Raw genomic sequence first — 19408 nt, 5'->3', positions numbered from 1 at the left:
AGGGCGTGGGGACGACTGAGGAAGCGCCGGACTTCGACAGCTGGGTGTCACTGCGTGGCGCCGGGCTGCTGCGGTTCGCCTATCTGGTGACCCGGGACCGCGGCCGGGCCGAGGAAGCCGTGCAGGACGCGCTGATCGCGGCGTACCCGCGGTGGTCGCGGATCGGGGCCGACCCGGACGCCTACGTCCGGCGCTGCATCGTGAACGCGGACATCTCGCGCTGGCGGCGGTTCTTCAAGCGGGAGACGCCGGTCGACGATCCGTCCTTGCTGACGGCGTCCTTCGCGGGTGATCACGCGGACTCGCACGCGGACGCCGATGCGGTGTGGCGGCTCTGCGCTTCGCTGCCGACGCGGCAGCGGGCGGCCGTCGTACTGCGGTACTACGAGGGGCTGCCGGACGCCGACATCGCCGAGGTTCTCGGGTGCTCGGCGGCGACGGTCCGCTCCCAGATCCATCGCGCGCTGTCGTCGCTGCGCGCGTCGTTGAAGGAGGTCGAGCAGCTGTGAACGCTTCGGCTGAGATGATCACGCTCGCGCTACGGGCGTACGCGGATGATGCTCCAACTGGCGACACGCTGCTCGCCGACGTCCGGCAGCGCTTGCGGCAGCGCCGGCGCGTGCGCAGCGCCGGGGTCGGCGTCCTCGCCTGTACGGCGGTCGCCGCGGCCGCGACCGGCGTCGGCGTACTGCACGACCCGCCGGTTCCGACCGCGGAGGCGCCTCTCGCTGCGCCTCCTGGCGACGTTCCGGCCCGCGACCTTCCCCGGGTGAAGACCGTCGGCGGCTGGCACTGGGAGACGTACTCGACCGTCCGGGTCCAGGTCCCGGACAGCTGGGCCGACTCGGGGTACACCGGGCTCTGGAACTGCTGGCCCAGCTTCGTCCTCACCGAGGACAAGGGCCGCGACCCGCGGGCTCCGGTGGTGGGCCGGCCGTTCCCGGCCGTGATGCCGGCCGTCGCCTGCACCGGGATCCCGCCACTCGCCGGCCGGGGGCCGCACCTGTGGTTCGACGAGCCGGACCGCAAACCCGGCATTACCCGGTTCGACCACGGGTGGATCGAGGAGGTCCGGGTCGTCGGCGGGGTCACGCTGACGGCATTCGGGACCGACCACGCGTTGCTCAAGCGCATCCTGGACTCCGCGGAACCGACCGGCGCCACCGATGTCTTCGGATGCCCGACGAAGCCGCCCGCCGTACTGCGCGACGGGCAACGGCCGACCGGCCCCGGGCTGGAGAACGTCGGCGAGATCCTGTCGGTCCAACTCTGCGGCTACCTGCTGGACGCACCTGCTCCCGGCAAGCTGCTCGCCGGTGAGGAGGTGACCGGCCACGAGGCCCGGCAGATCGCCACGGCGCTGCTGACCGCGCCCGCCGGGTCAGGACCGGAGAACTCATACCTGTGTGAGCTCGACCATCTGCGCGACGACCTAGTGATCACCGTCCGCGGGAGCAACGGCGACCAGCCGGTTGTCGTTCGCTACAAGGGCTGTCACAACGTGATCGACGACGGCCGGACGACGCGTGAGGTGACACCGGGGGCGCTGCTGCCACTGCTCCAGAAGCTCTACACCCTGCAGGCGAAACCGATGATCCTCGAAGGGCCCCCGCGATGAACGACCCGGCCGAGACCCTGGTCACCGAGAGCCTCACGCGGCACGCCGACGAGGCACCACCGGACGCGACACTGCTCGGGAGCGTGCACCGCAGGCTGCGTCGCCGGCGGCGGGTGCGATCGGCGGGCATCGGCGTACTGGCTTGTGCTGCTGTGGTTGTCGCCGGGGTGGGTCTGCGCTCGGTGGTGCAGCCGGAGGATGCCGGGCCGGTGGCGCAGCCGGCGGCGGGGTGGCACTGGGAGTCGTACGCGAACGTCGAAGTTCAGGTGCCCGACGGCTGGCAGGAGATCGCGGCGCACGGCCTGACGACCTGTCCCGGCCAGAAGCCGCAGTGGGGCGGTTGGGTCGGGCGACCGAGTCTGCTGCCGAGGGTCGCGACGCGCTGTGAGATCGCGGTCAGCGGGGACAAGACGCCTGCGCTCCCGCCGGCGTCGCAGGTGCCGTACGTGAGGTTCGCCTTCGACGCGAAGCCCGGTGTGACGCGGTACGCGGACGGCTGGACCAAGGAGGTCCGGTCGGTAGGGCCGGTGCAGGTCGAGGTGTTCGGCGCCGACGACGCCGTACGGGCTCAGGTGCTCGACTCGGCACGAACGATCGACGGCGTCGACAGCAACGGCTGCACTCCGGCGCGCGCGACCAGCGACGCGAAACGCCCAGCCGGCAAGGGCCTCGCCGCGATCGGGACGGTCAACGCGATCGCTCTCTGCGTCTACAACTCCGCGCCGTCGCCGCAGATCCCACCGCTGCTGGCCAGTGCCGAGCTGACCGGCGACCAGGCGCGCGAGGTCGGCACAGCCCTGCGGACTGCTCCCGACGCCGGGGAGTCCGCGACGACGCAGTCCGGCGAGCCCTCGACCGTCAAGGGCACCCTCTGCCAGACCAGCGACCGGGAAGTGTTCGTCCTGCAGGCGCGGGGCGACCGCGGGAGCCAGGAGGTCGTCGTACGCCTGACCGGCTGCGGCCCGTTCGAGATCGACGACGGGGTCGTCTTCCGCCAGCCGACCAAGGCCGCGGTCGCGCCGCTGGTGGCGGCGGTCGGACGGCCGGAGTTCGCCGGCCCCTTTCTCACCAATCTCCTGAAGTGAGGTACACGATGCGTAAGTTCGCAGTGATCGCGCTGGCCGCTGTCGCGGTCGGGGCACTGGCGGTGGGCGGGAAGATCGTGCTCGGCGAGGAGCCGGCGGTCGGCGCTGCCGATCCGCGGAGCGTCCCGTTGCCGGAGGGGTGGCGCTGGGAGGCGTACCGGAGCGTTCAAGTCCAGGTCCCGGACAGCTGGGGGCAGTCGCAGTGGGCCGGGCTGAAGACGCCGTGCGGGCTGGATCAGGTGGAGCAGAAGCCGATCGTCCGGCGCCCGGGCGGCGCGGTGCTGGCCATGCTGGAGCCCTGCTCCGATCCAACAGCCCCACAGCAGCACGTGGCGCCGTCGGTTGCGTTTGCCGGTGACCGTCCCGGGGTGGTTCGGTACGCCGACGGGTGGACCAAGGAGACGCGGCAGGTCGGTGAGCTGCTGATCACGGTCACCGCTGCCGACGACGCCTTGCGGGCCAGGATCTTCTCGACCACCGCCGTGGTGGTCGATGCCGATGGCAATGGTTGCGACCCGGAGTCGCCGATCGCGCGGAACGAGGTGCTGCGACCGCCGGCGCAGGGTGGACTGGAGACGGTTGGCGTCGTCGAGTCGGTCAGTGTCTGCCGCTACGAGTCCTTCCGCGGTCCGCAGCCGCTCTCCGACACAGCGCCGTACGACCTCGGGATGGAAGCCAGCTCCCGGCTGACCGGACCGGTCGCCGAACGTCTGGTCCGCGACCTCGTCGCCGCACCGACCGGAACCGGGCCGACGGTGACCAACCCGCGCATCTGCGGCAGCGATCCGGGCGGGGAGCTCGTGATCCTGCGAGTCGACGGTTCCGCGCACGACCAGGACGTCATCTACCGGCACGCCGGGTGCAAGCACAACGGCACCGACGACGGCACCACGCTGCGCCAGGCCACACCGGCCACCGCCAAGGCGATCTTCGTCGGGGTGCACGAGCCCGACGGGGTCCGCGACGTCCTTCACCAGTTGCTGTACGGCACGCCTGTGCGGGTGCTGTGATGAGGCCGCTCGGGAGGAAGACCACTGCCGCGCTGACTGCGGTTGGGGTTGCTGTGCTGACGCTCGGCGGAGTGGCACTGGCCGGAGAGTTGGGCGGCGGTGAGCGCGGTGCGGGTGGGCTGGGCGCGGCGGAGATGGGAGATGTCGGCTCGCGGGCAGCGCCGAGCACGGATGCGAGTGACCCAGGACGACCTGCGGCTGACGCCACGGCACCGGTCGTCGGGAGCACTACTCCCCCGGCCCGCACGGGGTGGCGGTGGGAGTCGTACGGCGCGATCAAGGTACGGGTGCCCGACAACTGGGCAGACATGACGTTCACGCACGTCTGGGCCTGCGGGGACCGGAACAGCGCACCGAACAGGACGCCGCTGGTCGGGCGGCCGTGGCGTGGGCCCGAGATCATGGTCGGCTGTCCCGCGGTGCCGCGGTTGGCTGAGCGGGTTCCGCATCTGTGGTTCGACGAGCCGGAGGCCAAGGCCGGGATCACCCGGTTCGACCACGGGTGGGCGACCGAGGTGCGGATCGTCGGCGGCGTTTCCCTGAGCGTGTTCAGTGCCGACGCCGGGTTGCGGCGGCGCATCTTGGACTCGGCGGTGCGGACGGGCGGGACGGACCCCAACGGGTGCGAGGTCGCGCGTCCCGCCGTACTGGGTGACGGGCAACGGCCGACGGGTCCAGGGTTGGCTGCGATCGGTGCGGTGTCGTCGATCCGGGTGTGCGCCTACAGCTACCAGCGGCCCGGCGTCTTCCAGGCCGGTCTCCAGATCTCCGGCGACGCCGCTCGCCAACTGGGTGAGGCACTGCTGGCGGCGCCGGAGGGCGTCGGGCCGAGCATGCGGGCCTCCAACTGCGAGCAACCCGCGCAGCGGGACGACCTGCTGGTGACGGTGCACGGGCAATACGGCGTACAGGAGGTTGTCGTGCGGTACGGCACCTGTCGCGCGAACGGAACCGACGACGGCACCACGCAGCGACGGCTCACCAAGGACACGATGGTGCCGCTGAGCCAGGTGCTGTACACGAAGCATCCGGCGATGCCGATTCTCGACGACCTGGGGGCACGATGATGCAACGGCGCTTGAGTGTGATCCTGCTGGCGGTCGGCGCGGTCGCGCTGACGATTGGCGGGAAGGCGATTGCTGGACAGGAATCGGGGCGGCCCGCGGCCGAGCCGGCCGGGGCCGGGTGGCGGTGGGAGTCGTACGGTGACGTGCAGCTGCAAGTGCCGGGCAGCTGGAAGCAGTCGTTGTGGGCTGGGCCGGCGGACTGTTCGGAGGACGACTGGGTGCCGGAGGCAACGGTGTTTCGGCCTGGTGGAAAGCGGCTGCTGGCCTTGAAGATCTGCCCCGCGTCCAAGCCTGCGCAGCAGGTTGCGCCGTCGGTGGTTTTCGGCGGGGAGCGGGTGGGCGTCGTACCGCTGGCTGGTGGTTGGTTCCGTGAGACGCGGAAGATCGGTGAGCAGCTCGTCACGGTGACGGCCGGGGACGACGTACTGCGTCGGCAGATCTTCGACTCGGCCGGTGTGGTCGAGAGCGTCGACAGTTACGGCTGTACTCCGCGGGCTGATCGGCAGGTCGCGCGTCCGCCGGCCCAGGGTGGACTCAAGTCCGTCGGCGACGTCGCGGCGGTCAGCGTCTGCCGATACTCCATCGCCGGTCTGCCGATCGCACCGACCGGCGGACCTGAGGACATCAGGTACGCCCGGCTCCAGGCCAGCTCCCGGTTGACCGGCATCGCCGCCGACCACTTGGTCCGCGACCTGGCCGCCGCCCCGCCGGGGACCGGCCCGGCGATCGCCGATCCTCGAAGCTGTGCCCCCGGCCACGAGTTCCTGATCCTCCGCGTGCAGGGCAGCGACCACCCGCAGGACGTCATGTACCGCTACGACGGCTGCCGCGACAACGGCACGGACGACCGCTCAGTACGCCGTCAGCTCACCGCGGACACCGCCCGGCAGCTCTTCGTCGGCGTACACCAGCTCAACGAGTCGTACCCGGCCCTCGACAAGCTCTTGATCGGCACACCCCCACCGGTGCGATGATCCGAGCATGACCGGCTGGCGCTGGGAGTCCTACCAGTCCGTGGAGCTCCAGGTCCCCGACGACTGGCGCTGGGGCACGACCAACAATCCGCCGTGCCTGGTCGACAAACTTCGCCCACCGTACGTCGGCCGCCCCGGCGCCATCCGATCGATCGGCTGCCGAGACCCGCTTCCGCCGCTGCCCTTCCGGACGCCTTACCTGTGGTTCGATCCCGACCGCCGCGCCCGCGGCCGCGAGCTGCCGTCTCATGTCGCCGGGCCTCGCGAGCCGGGAATCCAGCCACCGATCACGGCTGGACCGAGGAGACCCGGGTGGTGGACGGGGTCTACCTCACCGTGCTGAGCGACGACGACGCCCTCCGCCACCGGATCCTCGACTCCGCGCGACCCATCGACGGCCTCGACGCGTACGGCTGCCCACCGGACCACCCGCTGGCCGAACCCACGCTGTATCCGATCGCCACCTCGACCGCGGACGCCCGCGCCCACCCACCGACGGCTCGCCCCGCGGACACCGGCGGCCTACCCACGCCGGGAGCCGTGGAGTCGATCACCGTCTGCCGGTACGCGATCAGGAGCAGCGGGGCTGATCGCCGGGCTCCGCTGATCGCGAGCTCACGTCTCACCGGACCAGAGGCCTCAGCGCTGGTCGCAGCCGTCCTCGAAGCTCCCGAGGGCTACGGACCCGAGGATCTGAGTTGTATCGACATCCTCGGGGCCGAGCTCATCGTTCTCAAGGTCCACGCCGGTGGGCGTGAGCAGGAGGTGCTCGTCCGCTACGCCGGCTGCCATTTCAACGGCACGGACGACGGCAGCACTCGGCGGCGATTGAGTGCTGCCGTTGTCCAGCCATTGTTGAGAGGAATTCACCATCAGGCGTCGTACAACTCTGAATTGTACGAAATGGTGAAAGGAATTCAGCGGTAGAGGACGTACAAGTACCAGGTGGTGTACGCGCTCTGCTGGCAGTAGTAGTTCGAGATGACGCCGCGGACCTGCAGTTTCGCGCCTTCGCTTTCGCAGGTGTCGCGGGCCCAGTACCAGGTGTAGTACTCGTAGTCCTGCACCGTGGTCGGGGCGGCGACGACGGTCTGGTGGGCCGAGGCGGGAGGGGCGGTGGCCAGGAGTGTGCCCCCCAGGGCCAGCGTGGCTACGCCGGCGGCGACAATTCTGTTCATCGGTCTTCTCCTTTGAAGAATGACTCACTGCGATTGGTTCGACACTACGCAGATCAATGCGCGGTCACGACCTGTTCGAGCGCAATCGAAATGAATCATTCTCAGAAGTTATTCATCTCCCTGGGGAACTCACGGGCAGCCCCAGCGCATCGGCCGCAGCCAGCAAGCGCCTGTCGTAGGTGACAAACGCGGTCAGGTCGTCACCGAGGACCGCCTCCGCCGTGGCCAAGTGAATTGCGTCGAGCGGGCGGATCAGCAAGTCGGTGTACGCCGACGCCGTGGCCCTGACCAGCTGGTCGATCTCGTAGACCGCGATGCGCGCCAGCACTGCCGGCGCGGCGGCGAGCAGGTCGGGCTCGGTACGGCGCAGGGCCCGCGGCAACTCGACTTCAACCAAGGCCGAGGACACCAGCAACCGGTTCGGATGACTGTTCAACCAGTCGACCAAAGCGTCCGACTCGAACTCGCGCCGGACAAGTTTCACCACGGCTGCAGTGTCGAGGTAGATCATCAGCGTCGTTCCTCGTCGCGCAGCTGCTCGAGTAACTGCCCCGACTCCCCCTCGGTCCGCACACTGCCCTTGGGGTGAGCCAAGGGCCCACTCGCCCGAGGCGGCCGCAGGTTGCCGGTCGCCAGCAGGCGGCCAATGGGCGACGGTTCGGCCGGGACCAACCGGGCCACCACCACCCCCCGCTCGGTCACGTCGACCTCCTCGCCCAGCTTCACCCGGGCCAGCACCTTGGCCGTCGCCTGATTCAGCTCGCGGATCGAAACCTCAGCCATGGACAGATTGTAGTACATATTTGTCAGACACGTCCTTCCCTGGTTGTTCTCGCCAGGGAAGATACGAGGCTCCGGCGCCGTGGCCGGCGTTGTCCACAGCCCAGTTTCAGCGCGGGGGCATTCTGAGGGCGCCGTCGAGGCGGATGGTTTCGCCGTTGAGGAGTTGGTTGTCGAGGATGTGGGCGACCAGGGACGCGTACTCGTCGGGGCGGCCGAGGCGGGACGGGTGCGGGACCTGCTGCTCCAAGACGGTGCGGGTTTCCTCGGGGAGGCCGGCCAGCATCGGGGTTTCCATGGTGCCGGGGGCGATGGTGACGACGCGGATGGCCTTGTCGGCGAGGTCGCGGGCGGCGGTCAGGGTGAGGGAGACGATGCCGCCCTTGCTGGCGGCGTACGCCGCCTGGCCGACCTGGCCGTCGTACGCCGCGATGGAGGCGGTCATGACGACCACGCCGCGGTCGCCGTCCGCGGTGGGCTCCAGCGCGGCCATCCGCTCGGCGGCGAGGCGGAGGACGTTGAAGGTGCCGATCAGGTTGACCTCGATCACCTGGCGGAAGGTTGCCAAGGGCAACGGGCCCTTGCGGCCGACGACGCGGCCGGGAGTGGCGACGCCGGCGCAGGTGACGACGACGCGGAGGTCGCCGAGCGACGCCGCAGTATCCAGAGCGGCGACGACCGCGGCCTCGTCGGTGACGTCGGTGGGGGCGAAGACCACGCGCTCGCCGAGCTCCTCGGCGATCGTCTTGCCGGCGGACGACGGCAGGTCGCAGATCACGACGCCGACGCCGGCCGCGGCGAGCCGGCGTACGGTCGCCTCACCGAGACCGGAGCCTCCACCGGTGACGAGGGCAACGTCGGAAGGGCCAAGCTTCATCGAACACTCCTGAGCAGGTCGCGGCTGATCACCAGGCGCTGGATCTGGTTGGTTCCTTCGAAGATCTGCGTCACCTTGGCCTCGCGCATGTAGCGCTCGGCCGGGAAGTCGCGGGTGTAACCGTAGCCACCGAGGACCTGGACGGCGTCGGTGGTCACCTTCATCGCGGCGTCGGTGCAGACCAGCTTGGCGATCGCCGCCTGCTGGGTGAACGGCCGGCCGAGATCCCGCCGCCGGGCCGCGGCCAGGTAGGTCGACCGGGCCGACTCGACCGCCGCGGCCATGTCCGCGAGCAGGAACTGCAACCCCTGGAAGTCTGCGATCGCGGAGCCGAACTGCTTGCGCTCCAGCGCGTACGCCGCCGCGCAGTCGAGCGCCGCCTGGGCCAGCCCGACCGCGCAGGCCGCGATCCCGAGCCGGCCGGAGTCGAGCGCCGAGAGCGCGATCCGCATCCCGTCGCCCTCGGCGCCGATCAGGTGGCTGACCGGGACCCGGACCTGGTCGTAGTTGACCAGCGTCGTGGTGGACCCGGTCAGCCCCATCTTCCGCTCAGGCGCCCCGAAGCCGAGCCCCGCGGAAGATGCCGGGACGTGGAAGGCCGAGATCCCGTGCTTGGGGTCGGCCGACGTCCGGGCGAACGTGGTGTAGAAGTCGGCGTGCGAGCCGTGCGTGATCCAGGACTTGGTCCCGCTCAGCACGTACCAGTCGCCGTCACGGACCGCCTTGGTGGTCATCGAGCTGATGTCGGAACCGGCCTGCGGCTCCGACAGCGCGTACGCGCCGAGCAGCTCTCCCCCGACCATGTCCGGCAGCAGTTGCGCGCGCTGCTCCTCGGTCCCGAAGCTCGACACCGCGTAGCTGGTCATCGTGTGCACCGAGAGCCCGACCCCGACCGACATCCAGGCGGCGGCGATCTCCTCGAGCATCTGCAGGTACACCTCGTACGGCTGCTCGGCGCCGCCGTACTGCTCCGGGTAGGGCAGGCCGAGCAGGCCCGCCTTGCCGAGGGTCCGGAAGGCGTCCCGCGGGAACGTCTCGGTCTCCTCGGCCCGCGCCGCGTGCGGCGCCAGCTCGTGCTCGCACAGGTCCCGGACCAACGCGAGCAGCTCGGTGGATTCCTCGGTCGGCAGCAACCGGTCGACAGCCATCAGGCACCCCTCTCAACGGCTCCCCGAACGATACTCTGATCGATACTCTCGCCTCAACTGCAGTATCGTTCTATGCTGTCTCGATATGACAACAGTCGTCCCGGGACGCCGCACCCGCAGGCAGTCCGAGCTGCTCGACCGGCTCCTGTCCCTGTTTCTCACGCAGGGCTTCAGCAGATTCACCCTGGACGACCTGGCCGCCGAGCTGCGCTGCAGCAAAACCACCCTGTACGCGCTCGCGCCGAGCAAGGAACAGCTGGCCGTCGAGGTGGTCAAGCACTACTTCAAGAACGCCACCGCGCAGGTCGAGGCGACAGTCGCCCGGCAGACCCGGCACGACCGCCGGATCGCGGCGTACCTGAACGCCGTCGCCGACGCGCTGCGGCCGGCCAGCCGGACCTTCCTGGACGACGTCGCGACGTTCGCGCCGGCCCGCTCGGTCTACGAGCGCAACACCCGGATCGCCGCCGACCGGGTCCGGCAGCTGATCGAGGACGGGATCGCCAGCAAGACGTTCCGCCAGGTCGACATCGGCTTCGCCGCCGAGATGGTCGCGCACACCATGCAGGCCATCCAGCGCGGCGACATCGCCCGGCGGACCGGCCTCAACGACGCCGAGGCCTACCGCGAGCTGGCCTCCTTCGTGCTGCACTCCCTTCGCGTCGACTGACCGGACTTGCGCGCGGCGATAGCTTTTCCGGATGCAACTGAAGCTGGGGCCGCTGCTGCGGTACGTCGACCAGACGCGCGCGACCGTCTGGGTGGAGACCACCGAGCCGGGTGAGGTCGAGATCCTCGGCCACCGGGCGAGCACCTGGTCCGTGCACGGCCACCACTACGCGCTGGTCCTGATCGAAGGCCTCGAGCCCGGCACCAGTACGCCGTACAAAGTGCACCTCGGCGGTGAGCGCGCCTGGCCGCTCACCGAGTCGCCGTACGGGCCGAGCGTGATCCGGACGCCGACAGCCGACGGCGGGACCCGGCTGACGTTCGGGTCGTGCCGGCGGTCGGCGCCGTTCGACGAGCAGGGGTTCGCCGACTTCGGGCCGGACGCGCTGGTCGCGCTGGCCGAGCGGATGGCCGGCACCGACCACGAGCGGCCGGACGCGATTCTGCTGCTCGGCGACCAGGTGTACGCCGACGACCCGTCGGACGCCGTACTGGAGAAGCTGCGCGCGGCTCACGGCGGCCGGCCCGGCTCCGAAGTGCAGGACGAGATCGGCAACTTCGAGGAGTACACCTGGCTGTACGACGACGCCTGGATCCACCCGGCCGTGCGCTGGCTGTTCTCCACCGTCCCGCTGTGCATGCTGCTCGACGACCACGACCTGCGCGACGACTGGAACACGTCACTGACCTGGCGACACTGGGTGACCCAGCAGCCGTGGTGGCACGACCGGGTGGTCGGCGCGTACGCGTCGTACTGGGTCTATCAGCACCTGGGGAACCTGTCGCCGGAGCAGCTGGCCGAGGACTCGACATACCAGGCGATGCGGACGCTGGACGACGACGCGGAGCGTACGGCGTACCTGGACGCGTTCGCGTGGGAGGCCGACGAGGACCCGGCGTCGACCCGCTGGAGCTTCTACCGCGACTTCGGCCAGGGTGTGAGGCTGGTGGCGATCGACTCGCGCTGCTCGCGGCACCTGCAGCCGGGCGAGCGCGCGATGGTCGACGCGCACGAGTGGGAGTGGGTCCGGCGGCACACCATCGAGGCGACGACGCCGATCAACCACCTGCTGCTGGCGTCGACGCTGCCGTTCCTGCTGGCGCCGGGGCTGCACCACCTGGAGGGCTGGGACGAGGCGATCTCGTCGGGCGCCTGGGGTGCGCGTGGATCGCGGCTGGGCGAGCGGATCCGGCAGGGGATGGATCTGGAGCACTGGGCGTCGTTCCGGAAGTCGTTCGACGACGTGACCGACCTGCTCAGCGAACTGGTGGCGTCTGAGCAACCGCCGACGTCGATCCTGATGCTGTCCGGCGACGTGCACTGCAGCTACGTGACCGAGGCCCGGCTGACCGCGGTCGAGCACCCCGGTACGGCGATCCGGCAGCTGACGATGTCGCCGTTCCGGAACCCGATCCCGAAGCACGTCCGGGTCGCGAACAAGCTGCTCGACACCGGGTGGATGACGGCGCTGCTGCACAAGCTGGCGCGGTCGGCCGGGGTGCGGGACGTCGCGGCGACCTGGCGTACGGCGTACGGGCCGTGGTTCGACAACGGGGTGATGAGCGTGACGCTGGACGGCGAGCGGTGGAGCGTCGACGTCGACCACGCGGCGCTCGGCCGGGACCGGCAGCTGCTGCGGAGAACGCTCTCCTACACCGGCTGACCAACGCCGTCCAGACACTGACCGGTTTCCGGACGGAGGGAAACCCTTACGCTCCGCGTTCGCTCGGGCACTTTGTGACAGTTTCCGGTAGAACAGATCACGGTTGAGTCAAGGACGTTCCCGCCCCGGGCGTCCTCATCGTGAGGAGGCACAACCATGCGCATCCGCCGTACCGTGGCCCTGCTGGCAGCCGCCGGCCTGGTCGCCACCACCGTCCAGCTCGCCTCCGCGAACGCGGCCCCCGAGGCCGTCGCCACCGCGAGCACGATCACCGCCACCCTGAGCAAGGAGGCGACGATCCCCGGCACCGCCTGGATGACCGACGAGAAGTCGGGCCGGATCATTGTCTCGTACGACGACACCGTGAGCGGCAGCAAGCTGGCCGCGCTCACGAACGTCACCAAGCGCTTCGGCAGCCAGATCACCCTGGAGAAGCTGCCCGGCGTCCTGTCCAAGCGGATCAGCGGCGGCGACGCCATCTACACCGGCGGCTACCGCTGCTCGCTCGGCTTCAACGTGCGCAGCGGCAGCACCTACTACTTCCTGACCGCCGGCCACTGCACGAACCTGGGCACGAACTGGTACGCCAACTCGTCGCAGACGACGCTGCTCGGCACCCGCTACGGCACGAGCTTCCCGGGCAACGACTACGGCATCGTCCGCTACGCGGCGTCGTACACGAACCACCCCGGCAACGTGAATCTGTACAACGGCTCGTACCAGGACATCACCAGCGCCGCGAACCCGACGGTCGGCCAGGCCGTTCGGCGCAGCGGCAGCACGACCGGGCTGCGCAGCGGCTCGGTCACCGGTCTGAACGCCACGGTGAACTACGCCGAGGGCACCGTCACCGGCCTGATCCGGACCAACGTCTGCGCCGAGGGCGGTGACTCCGGAGGCTCGCTGTTCTCCGGCACCACCGCGCTGGGCCTCACCTCCGGTGGCAGCGGCAACTGCCGCACCGGTGGGACGACGTACTTCCAGCCGGTCGTCGAGGTCCTCAACCGGTACGGCGTGAGCGTGTACTGACCTGGTCATCACCGGCGGGTTATGGACGTCCATAACCCGCCGGTGCGCAGGTGAAGGTTAGCCCTTCGAGATCGGGCCCGGCCGCGTAGTGGGTGAGGTGCTGGGTAGGCCTTACTTCGGTCGACCTGGACGCGTCCGCCCCGAATGCGTCCTTCTCGTGAGGAGGCTGACCATGCCATTCACTCCCGCCCGCCGCGTCGCCGCAGCCGTCGCTGCTGCCGCGCTCGCCACCACCACCGGCCTGCTGGCCACGCAGGCCTCGGCAGCACCCGCCGCGCTGACCGCCGACAGCATCACCGCGACGCTCGCCGACCAGGCGTCGATCCCCGGCACCAGCTGGGTCACCGGCTCCGACGGCAACGTCACCGTCTCGTACGACGACACCGTCACCGGCGCCAAGTACGCCGCGCTGACGAAGGTCACGAGGAGCTTCGGCAGCAAGGTCACGCTGACGAAGGTCCCCGGCAAGTTCACCAAGAAGCTGTCCGGCGGCGACGCCATCTACGGCGGCCAGTACCGCTGCTCGCTCGGCTTCAACGTCACCGACGGGTCGTCGTACTACTTCCTGACCGCCGGCCACTGCGGCAACATCGCCGCCGAGTGGTTCGCCGACTCCGGCCACGGCACGTCGGTCGGCACCGTCCAGGGCTCCAGCTTCCCCGGCAACGACTACGCCCTGGTGAAGTACCCGGCCGGTACGACGGAACCGCCCGGCAACGTCGACCTCTACAACGGCTCCTTCCAGGAGATCACCAGCGCCGGCGACGCCACCGTCGGCCAGGCCGTCACCCGCAGCGGCAGCACCACCCAGGTCCACACCGGCACCGTCACCGGCGTCAACGCCACCGTCAACTACGCCGAAGGCACCGTCACCGGCCTGATCCAGACCAACGTCTGCGCCGAAGGCGGCGACTCCGGCGGCGCCCTCTTCGCCGGCGAGGTCGCGCTCGGCCTCACCTCAGGCGGCAGCGGCAACTGCTCGTCGGGCGGCACGACGTTCTTCCAGCCGGTCCCGGAGGCGCTGGCCGTCTACAACGTGAACGTGTACTGACCCCACTCCTGTCGCGCCCGCACGTAGCGGGGCCGGGGATATCAAGTCGGGGCCTCGGACAGGTTATTGCTTGTCCGAGGCCCCGCTTTGGTGTGCACGCCCCCGGGACGCGGCTTGTCCACAGGTGGAAGGTCGGCGTCGGCCGCGGTGGCATCCGGCGGCACCTTGGGGTTGTGAATCCGAGGTTGGTGGTGATCGCGCGGCGACGGGGTGGCTGGTTCTCCCGGGCGGACGCGTCGGAGGCGGGGTACAGCGACAGCCAGATCCGGCAGCGGTTGCGGGCAGGCAGGTGGGTGCGGCTGTGCCGCGACGCGTACGCCGAGGTCGGGGCTGCCGTGGTGGACGAGCCGCCGTGGGAGCGCGCCGAGCGGACGCACCGGCTGCTGACCCGGGTGGTCGCTCATCGGCTCGACGAGAGCGTCGCCATCAGCCACCAGTCGGCGGCGCTGCAGTTCGGGCTGCCGTCGTGGGGGCTGGACCTCGATCGGGTCCAGGTCACCCGGTCCAGAGGACGCGCTCGGTCGGACCGCGTCATGCAGGTGCATCGTTCGCCGCTGACACCGGACGACACCCGGTCGCTCAACAAGCGCCGCGTCACATCAGCCGCTCGGGCTGTCGTGGAGATCGCCTGCAGTACGTCGTACGAGGTGGGGGTGGTTGTGGCCGATGCGGCGCTGCGGGCAGATCTGGTGCGACCTGAGGAGCTGGTGGCGACGGCCGACCGGTTCCAGTTGTGGGCGGGATCGCCGGCGGCTCGTGCGGCCGCACGCTTCGCCGACGGGTTGAGCGAATCCGTCGGTGAGTCGCGCCTGCGGGTGCTGATGGCCAACCACGGGCTGCCCCGGCCGCGGTTGCAGGTGGAGATCCATGACGAGCGCGGCGAGTTGGCGGGGCGGGTGGACTTCCTGGTCGGACGGCGCCTGATCGTCGAGTTCGACGGGGTGCAGAAGTACGGCGTACGGCAGCCTGCGAACGCCGTTGTCGCCGAGAAGTGGCGCGAGGACCGGCTGCGCGAGCTCGGCTACTCCTTCGTCCGGGTCGGCTGGGCCGATCTGGACCGGCCGTACCAGGTGGCCGAGCGCATCCAGCGGGCGCTGACAGTCGATGGTGCGGACAGCAACGCGGGGCCTTGAACACCAAATAACGTGTTCAAGGCCCCGCGTTCCTGTTCAAGGTCCCCAAACTGGGCGGGCCGGTACGGCGTACGAAGGGCCGCGGTCAGGTGACCGGGGTGGTCCAGACCTCGACGGTCCACTCGCGGTCGTCCTCGTCCTCCGCGGTCTCGTCGGCTGGACGGAGGTCGGTCCACGGGATGTAGCCGGGGGCGCGGAGGAAGTCGGCGGCGATCGACTCCAGGGTGGCTGGGACGACGGTGCAGCCGAAGGGGAGTTGGTCGGCGGGGTAGGACGTGGTCGAGCAGCGGAGCTGGCCGGCGATTTCGTCGTGCCAGACGAAGAAGAGGGCGGGGGCGTGGTGGCCCTCGGCGGCCAGGCGGCGGCGGAGGGCTTCGGCGCACTGTTCGAAGGCGGTGGTGATGTCGGCGGGGCTGAGGGTGGCCAGGTCCTCGTCCGAGGTGGACAGGAACCAGGTGTTCTCGCGGCCTTCGTTCGCCGGGTCGAGGACGAGTGGCTCGTCCGCGACCTCGGCGATGAAGCGCAGCAGCAGACTCACTGCGCGCGGCGGCGGGAGATCTCGTAGAGGGCTACGCCGGTGGCGATGCCGGCGTTGAGGGACTCGGTGGCCGACGTCATCGGGATGGAGACGATGATGTCGCAGTTCTCGCGGACCAGGCGGGCCAGGCCTTTGCCTTCGGAGCCGACGACCAGGACGATCGGGTCGGTGGCCGAGGCCAGGTCGGGGAGCTCGACCTCGCCGCCCATGTCGAGGCCGACGACCAGGAGGCCGGCGTCCTTGTAGGACTTGAGGGCGCGGTTGAGGTTGGTGACCTTCGCGACCGGGATCCGGGCGGCGGCGCCGGCGGAGGTCTTCCACGCGGACGCGGACACCTGGGCGGCGCGGCGCTCGGGGATCAGGACGCCGTGGGCGCCGAAGGCGGCGGCCGAGCGGGTGATCGCGCCGAGGTTGCGCGGGTCGGTGACGCCGTCCAGCGCGACGATCAGCGGCGCCTGGTTCGCGTCGTACGCGGCCCGGAGCAGGTCGTCGGCGTGGGCGTACTCGTACGGCGGGATCTGGATCGCCAGGCCCTGGTGCGCGCCGTTGCTGGTGTGCCGGTCGAGCTCGATCCGCGGCACCTCGAGCAGCGCGATGCCGCGCTCGACGGCGAGCAGCAGCGCCTCGCGCAGCCGCGGGTCACGTTCGGTGCCCTCGGCAACATAAACCGCACTGGCCGGTACGCCGGCCCGGAGCGCCTCGACGACCGGGTTGCGGCCGTAGACCCACTCGACGGTCGCGCCCTCGTCCTTGCGCGCCGGCCGGCGGCCGCCGCCGGAACGGTTCTCGGCGCGCTCCTTGGCCTTGGCCCGCTTGTGGGCCGGGTGCTTGGTCCGGTCCACCGCCTTCGGCGTCGGGCCCTTGCCCTCCAGCCCCCGGCGGACCCGGCCACCGGAACCGGCCGTCGGGTTCCCGCGCGGCTTCTTCCGGATGGCGCCCTTGCGCTGACTACTGCCTGGCACGTCTAGTTTCCTTCACTCGTTGGGCGCGGGGCGATCGTCCAGCGCGACCCCTGCGGGGTGTCCTCGACGACGACGCCGAGCTCCTTCAACCGGTCGCGGATCTGGTCCGACGCCGCGTAGTCCTTGCGCTCCCGGGCCGCCTTGCGCTGGTCCAGCAGCGCACCGACCAGCCCGTCGACGACCTCGGTCAGCTCGTCGTTCGACCCGGACCGGGAGGCCCACGGCTCGGCCAGCGGGTCCAGCCCGAACACGTCGAGCATCGCCCGGACCGAGCCCAGCACCTCCCGCAGCGCGGTCGAGTCGCCGTCGGCCACCAGCTTGTTGCCCTCGCGAACCGTGTTCCACAGTACGGCGACAGCGGCCGGCGTACCAAAGTCGTCGTCGAGCGCTGCCCCGAAGTCAGCCGGCAGCTCGGCCGACGCGGCGACCCCACCGGTCACCTCGGTCGCCCGGGTCACGAACCCCTCGATCCGCCGGAACCCGGTCGCGGCCTCCTCCAGCGCGTCGAACGAGAACTCGACCACCGACCGGTAGTGCGACTGGACCAGGTAGTACCGCAGCTCGATCGGCCGGACCCGCTCGACCACGGTGCGGACGACCGCGCCGTTGCCCAGCGACTTCGACATCTTCTCCCCGGCCGCGGTGACCAGGGCGCTGTGCATCCACGTCCGGGCGAACTTCTGCCCGACCGCCGTCGACTGGGCCAGCTCGTTCTCGTGGTGCGGGAAGCGCAGGTCCAGCCCGCCGCCGTGGATGTCGAACTCGGCGCCGAGGTACTTGCCGGCCATCGCCGAGCACTCCAGGTGCCAGCCCGGGCGGCCGCGGCCCCAGGGCGCGGGCCAGGAGGCGGTCTCCGGGGTGCCCTCGGTCCAGCCCTTCCAGAGCGCGAAGTCGCGCGGGTCGCGCTTGCCGCGCGGGTCCGCGTCGGCCGCGTCCTCCATCTCGTCGATCTTCTGGTGCGACAGCGCGCCGTACGCCGGCCAGGACTTGACGTCGAAGTACACGTCACCGGAGCCGTCGGGGGCGACGTACGCGTGCCCGCGCTCGATCAGCTCGCCGATCATCTCCAGCATCTCCGGGATGTGCCCGGTGGCGCGCGGCTCGTACGTCGGCGGGCGGCAGCCGAGCACGTCGTAGGCCCAGTGCAGCTCGCGCTCGAACTCGTAGGCGTGCGCCCACCACTCGACGCCGCGCTCGGCCGACTTGGCCAGGATCTTGTCGTCGATGTCGGTGACGTTGGCGATCACGGTGACCTCGTACCCGGAGCGCTCGAGCCAGCGCCGCAGGACGTCGAAGACGACCTCCTTGTAGATGTGCCCGACGTGCGGGGCACCCTGCACCGTCAGCCCACAGTGGTAGATCCCGACCTTGCCCGGGTGGACCGGTACGAAATCCCTCACTGCTGCTGTCGCGGTGTCGTACAAGCGAAGAGTCACCGATCAAGGGTAACGGTCACCGAGCACCACTCTTGACAAATTCTCCACAGGTGGCCCGGTACGGTGCTCCCCGAGGAGGAACCTTGTCGAACCAGCAGCCGTACGGCGCACCGCAGTACCCGCCGCAGTACCAGCCCCAGATGCCGTACCAGTTCCAGCCTCCTCCGCCTCAGCAGCAACAGTTCGGCTGGGGTCCGCAGCCGCCGCGGAAGAAGAAGTCCAAGGCGTGGCTCGCGGTCGTGATCCCGCTGGCGCTCGGCGTCGTGGTGATCGCCGGGCTGTGGACGATCGGTGTGGTCAACAAGCAGAACAGGCACAACGACTACACCCAGCCGCAGCCCACCTACACCTACAGCCCGGAGCCGCAGCCCACCGCGGAGCCGACGACCACGGCCCCGAAGCCCCCGGCGCCGCAGCCGACCAAGACCACGCCGCCTCCGCCGCGGCAGCCCACGCCGTACGAGATCGTCACCCGGGACGGCTTCTACCGCGGTGGCGTCCAGACCTCGGTCGGCTGCCGGATGCCGGGCACCAGCGCGCCGAACATCCGGGCGGCGGCGGCCTTCAACGCCGCGATCAAGGCCTGCCTGGACCGCGCCTGGCCGCGGCAGGTCCGGACCGGGCGGGACGTCTTCCGGCCGCCGAACCTGGTCACCATGAACGGCAGCGTGAGCTCGCCGTGCGGCGGCAGCTCCGGGCGCTCCTTCTACTGCGACTCCAACCGGACCATCTACATCGACGGGCTGAGCGACGTCCGCGCGTACGCGAAGTACAAGGCGAACTACAGCCGGGTCTTCCTGAAGGTGTCGATGGCCGACACGATGGCGCACGAGTACGGGCACCACCTGCAGAACCTGACCGGGATCTCCAGCGCCTTCGACGACCTCTGGTACGACGCCCCGAACCGGACCGCGCGGCTGGAGGTGAACCGCCGGATGGAGATCCAGGCCACCTGCTTCGCCGCGATCTTCGACGGCGCGAACCGGAACACGCTGCCGATCACCGGCGAGTACAAGCGGCAGTGGGTCTGGCTGTCGAACAACTCCGGCGACGAGTACGACACCGAGCGCACGCACGGCAGCAAGTACATCCAGCCGTACTGGATGAACCGCGGCTTCAACTCCCGCAACGTTGCCCTGTGCAACACCTTCACCGCGACCTCGGACAAGGTCCGCTAAAACGGGTTGCG

General features: G+C 70.1%; 21 protein-coding genes. 13 read left to right on the top strand and 8 right to left on the bottom strand.

Annotated features, from left to right (window positions below; translation table 11 throughout):
• Window positions 1–5 precede the first annotated feature (5 nt).
• The 7 genes from ACZ6Z4_RS03550 to ACZ6Z4_RS03520 all read left to right on the top strand — a co-directional run bounded on the left by ACZ6Z4_RS03550 (window position 6) and on the right by ACZ6Z4_RS03520 (window position 6681).
• Entirely contained in the window at window positions 6–509 is a 504-nt protein-coding gene (locus ACZ6Z4_RS03550; RefSeq protein ID WP_465557716.1) for a SigE family RNA polymerase sigma factor, read from the top strand.
• Entirely contained in the window at window positions 506–1618 is a 1113-nt protein-coding gene (locus ACZ6Z4_RS03545) for a hypothetical protein (protein ID WP_465557714.1), read from the top strand. Before ACZ6Z4_RS03550 ends, ACZ6Z4_RS03545 begins: the two co-directional genes overlap by 4 nt.
• Entirely contained in the window at window positions 1615–2703 is a 1089-nt protein-coding gene (locus ACZ6Z4_RS03540) for a hypothetical protein (RefSeq protein ID WP_465557713.1), read from the top strand. Before ACZ6Z4_RS03545 ends, ACZ6Z4_RS03540 begins: the two co-directional genes overlap by 4 nt.
• Window positions 2704–2711: 8 nt before the next feature.
• Complete coding sequence (locus ACZ6Z4_RS03535; protein WP_465557711.1) at window positions 2712–3713, top strand: hypothetical protein; 1002 nt, start codon at window positions 2712–2714, stop codon at window positions 3711–3713.
• Window positions 3713–4780: a hypothetical protein gene (locus tag ACZ6Z4_RS03530; protein ID WP_465557709.1), complete on the top strand. Its 1068-nt coding sequence runs from the start codon at window positions 3713–3715 to the stop codon at window positions 4778–4780. The genes ACZ6Z4_RS03535 and ACZ6Z4_RS03530 overlap by 1 nt, the downstream gene beginning before the upstream one ends.
• An 11-nt stretch (window positions 4781–4791) precedes the next feature.
• A complete protein-coding gene (locus ACZ6Z4_RS03525; protein ID WP_465557707.1) occupies window positions 4792–5754 on the top strand; it encodes a hypothetical protein in 963 nt (320 codons plus the stop codon).
• Window positions 5755–6069: 315 nt separating this feature from the next.
• Complete coding sequence (locus ACZ6Z4_RS03520) at window positions 6070–6681, top strand: hypothetical protein (protein ID WP_465557705.1); 612 nt, start codon at window positions 6070–6072, stop codon at window positions 6679–6681.
• On the opposite strand, the gene ACZ6Z4_RS03515 is transcribed toward ACZ6Z4_RS03520, so the two are convergent.
• The 5 genes from ACZ6Z4_RS03515 to ACZ6Z4_RS03495 form a co-directional block, all read right to left on the bottom strand.
• A complete protein-coding gene (locus ACZ6Z4_RS03515) occupies window positions 6672–6932 on the bottom strand; it encodes a hypothetical protein (protein ID WP_465557703.1) in 261 nt (86 codons plus the stop codon). The two genes, ACZ6Z4_RS03520 and ACZ6Z4_RS03515, sit on opposite strands and share 10 nt — an antisense overlap.
• 112 nt (window positions 6933–7044) lie before the next feature.
• A complete protein-coding gene (locus ACZ6Z4_RS03510) occupies window positions 7045–7443 on the bottom strand; it encodes a PIN domain-containing protein (RefSeq protein WP_465557701.1) in 399 nt (132 codons plus the stop codon).
• On the bottom strand, window positions 7443–7715 hold the full coding sequence (locus ACZ6Z4_RS03505; protein ID WP_465557699.1) for a type II toxin-antitoxin system Phd/YefM family antitoxin: 273 nt from the start codon (window positions 7713–7715) through the stop codon (window positions 7443–7445). The genes ACZ6Z4_RS03510 and ACZ6Z4_RS03505 overlap by 1 nt, the downstream gene beginning before the upstream one ends.
• A gap of 106 nt (window positions 7716–7821) precedes the next feature.
• Window positions 7822–8589, bottom strand: a complete 768-nt coding sequence (locus ACZ6Z4_RS03500; protein WP_465557697.1) for a 3-hydroxyacyl-CoA dehydrogenase — start codon at window positions 8587–8589, stop codon at window positions 7822–7824.
• The gene (locus ACZ6Z4_RS03495; RefSeq protein WP_465557695.1) at window positions 8586–9737 is read right to left on the bottom strand and encodes an acyl-CoA dehydrogenase family protein; all 1152 of its coding nucleotides are present in this window, start codon (window positions 9735–9737) and stop codon (window positions 8586–8588) included. The genes ACZ6Z4_RS03500 and ACZ6Z4_RS03495 overlap by 4 nt, the downstream gene beginning before the upstream one ends.
• 85 nt (window positions 9738–9822) lie before the next feature.
• On the opposite strand from ACZ6Z4_RS03495, the gene ACZ6Z4_RS03490 reads away from it, so the two are divergent.
• The 5 genes from ACZ6Z4_RS03490 (at window position 9823) to ACZ6Z4_RS03470 (ending at window position 15283) form a co-directional block, all read left to right on the top strand.
• Entirely contained in the window at window positions 9823–10407 is a 585-nt protein-coding gene (locus tag ACZ6Z4_RS03490) for a TetR/AcrR family transcriptional regulator (protein ID WP_363667144.1), read from the top strand.
• 31 nt (window positions 10408–10438) lie between these two features.
• Complete coding sequence (locus ACZ6Z4_RS03485; RefSeq protein WP_465557693.1) at window positions 10439–12070, top strand: DUF7800 domain-containing protein; 1632 nt, start codon at window positions 10439–10441, stop codon at window positions 12068–12070.
• 156 nt (window positions 12071–12226) lie between these two features.
• Complete coding sequence (locus ACZ6Z4_RS03480) at window positions 12227–13099, top strand: S1 family peptidase (RefSeq protein WP_465557691.1); 873 nt, start codon at window positions 12227–12229, stop codon at window positions 13097–13099.
• A 172-nt stretch (window positions 13100–13271) separates the two neighbouring features.
• The gene (locus ACZ6Z4_RS03475; protein ID WP_465557689.1) at window positions 13272–14150 is read left to right on the top strand and encodes a S1 family peptidase; all 879 of its coding nucleotides are present in this window, start codon (window positions 13272–13274) and stop codon (window positions 14148–14150) included.
• 173 nt (window positions 14151–14323) lie between these two features.
• Window positions 14324–15283, top strand: coding sequence for a type IV toxin-antitoxin system AbiEi family antitoxin domain-containing protein (locus ACZ6Z4_RS03470; protein ID WP_465557687.1), 960 nt, complete (start codon window positions 14324–14326; stop codon window positions 15281–15283).
• 85 nt (window positions 15284–15368) lie between these two features.
• Here the strand turns inward: ACZ6Z4_RS03470 and ACZ6Z4_RS03465 are convergent, their stop codons facing one another.
• Genes ACZ6Z4_RS03465 through cysS form a run of 3 tightly spaced genes read right to left on the bottom strand, consistent with a single transcriptional unit; the run spans window position 15369 to window position 18219 of the window.
• Complete coding sequence (locus ACZ6Z4_RS03465) at window positions 15369–15821, bottom strand: hypothetical protein (protein ID WP_465557685.1); 453 nt, start codon at window positions 15819–15821, stop codon at window positions 15369–15371.
• Complete coding sequence (gene rlmB / locus ACZ6Z4_RS03460) at window positions 15818–16783, bottom strand: 23S rRNA (guanosine(2251)-2'-O)-methyltransferase RlmB (protein ID WP_465557683.1); 966 nt, start codon at window positions 16781–16783, stop codon at window positions 15818–15820. The genes ACZ6Z4_RS03465 and rlmB overlap by 4 nt, the downstream gene beginning before the upstream one ends.
• Window positions 16784–16785: 2 nt before the next feature.
• On the bottom strand, window positions 16786–18219 hold the full coding sequence (cysS, locus tag ACZ6Z4_RS03455) for a cysteine--tRNA ligase (protein ID WP_465557681.1): 1434 nt from the start codon (window positions 18217–18219) through the stop codon (window positions 16786–16788).
• 83 nt (window positions 18220–18302) lie between these two features.
• On the opposite strand from cysS, the gene ACZ6Z4_RS03450 reads away from it, so the two are divergent.
• Window positions 18303–19397: a neutral zinc metallopeptidase gene (locus tag ACZ6Z4_RS03450; RefSeq protein WP_465557679.1), complete on the top strand. Its 1095-nt coding sequence runs from the start codon at window positions 18303–18305 to the stop codon at window positions 19395–19397.
• Window positions 19398–19408: the final 11 nt, after the last annotated feature.

The organism is Kribbella sp. NPDC104740, assembly GCF_055583505.1.
Note: the sequence above shows the minus strand (reverse complement) of the source record. Positions and strands in the feature narration are given on the sequence as shown.

Excerpts from the sequence above, each read along its gene's own strand:
- ACZ6Z4_RS03540 (WP_465557713.1), top strand. The coding sequence starts at position 1,615 with ATGAACGACCCGGCCGAGACCCTGGTCACCGAGAGCCTCACGCGGCAC.
- ACZ6Z4_RS03535 (WP_465557711.1), top strand. The coding sequence starts at position 2,712 with ATGCGTAAGTTCGCAGTGATCGCGCTGGCCGCTGTCGCGGTCGGGGCA.
- ACZ6Z4_RS03530 (WP_465557709.1), top strand. The coding sequence starts at position 3,713 with ATGAGGCCGCTCGGGAGGAAGACCACTGCCGCGCTGACTGCGGTTGGG.
- ACZ6Z4_RS03515 (WP_465557703.1), bottom strand. The coding sequence starts at position 6,932 with ATGAACAGAATTGTCGCCGCCGGCGTAGCCACGCTGGCCCTGGGGGGC.
- ACZ6Z4_RS03510 (WP_465557701.1), bottom strand. The coding sequence starts at position 7,443 with ATGATCTACCTCGACACTGCAGCCGTGGTGAAACTTGTCCGGCGCGAG.
- ACZ6Z4_RS03505 (WP_465557699.1), bottom strand. The coding sequence starts at position 7,715 with ATGGCTGAGGTTTCGATCCGCGAGCTGAATCAGGCGACGGCCAAGGTG.
- ACZ6Z4_RS03500 (WP_465557697.1), bottom strand. The coding sequence starts at position 8,589 with ATGAAGCTTGGCCCTTCCGACGTTGCCCTCGTCACCGGTGGAGGCTCC.
- ACZ6Z4_RS03495 (WP_465557695.1), bottom strand. The coding sequence starts at position 9,737 with ATGGCTGTCGACCGGTTGCTGCCGACCGAGGAATCCACCGAGCTGCTC.
- ACZ6Z4_RS03490 (WP_363667144.1), top strand. The coding sequence starts at position 9,823 with ATGACAACAGTCGTCCCGGGACGCCGCACCCGCAGGCAGTCCGAGCTG.
- ACZ6Z4_RS03485 (WP_465557693.1), top strand. The coding sequence starts at position 10,439 with ATGCAACTGAAGCTGGGGCCGCTGCTGCGGTACGTCGACCAGACGCGC.
- ACZ6Z4_RS03480 (WP_465557691.1), top strand. The coding sequence starts at position 12,227 with ATGCGCATCCGCCGTACCGTGGCCCTGCTGGCAGCCGCCGGCCTGGTC.
- ACZ6Z4_RS03475 (WP_465557689.1), top strand. The coding sequence starts at position 13,272 with ATGCCATTCACTCCCGCCCGCCGCGTCGCCGCAGCCGTCGCTGCTGCC.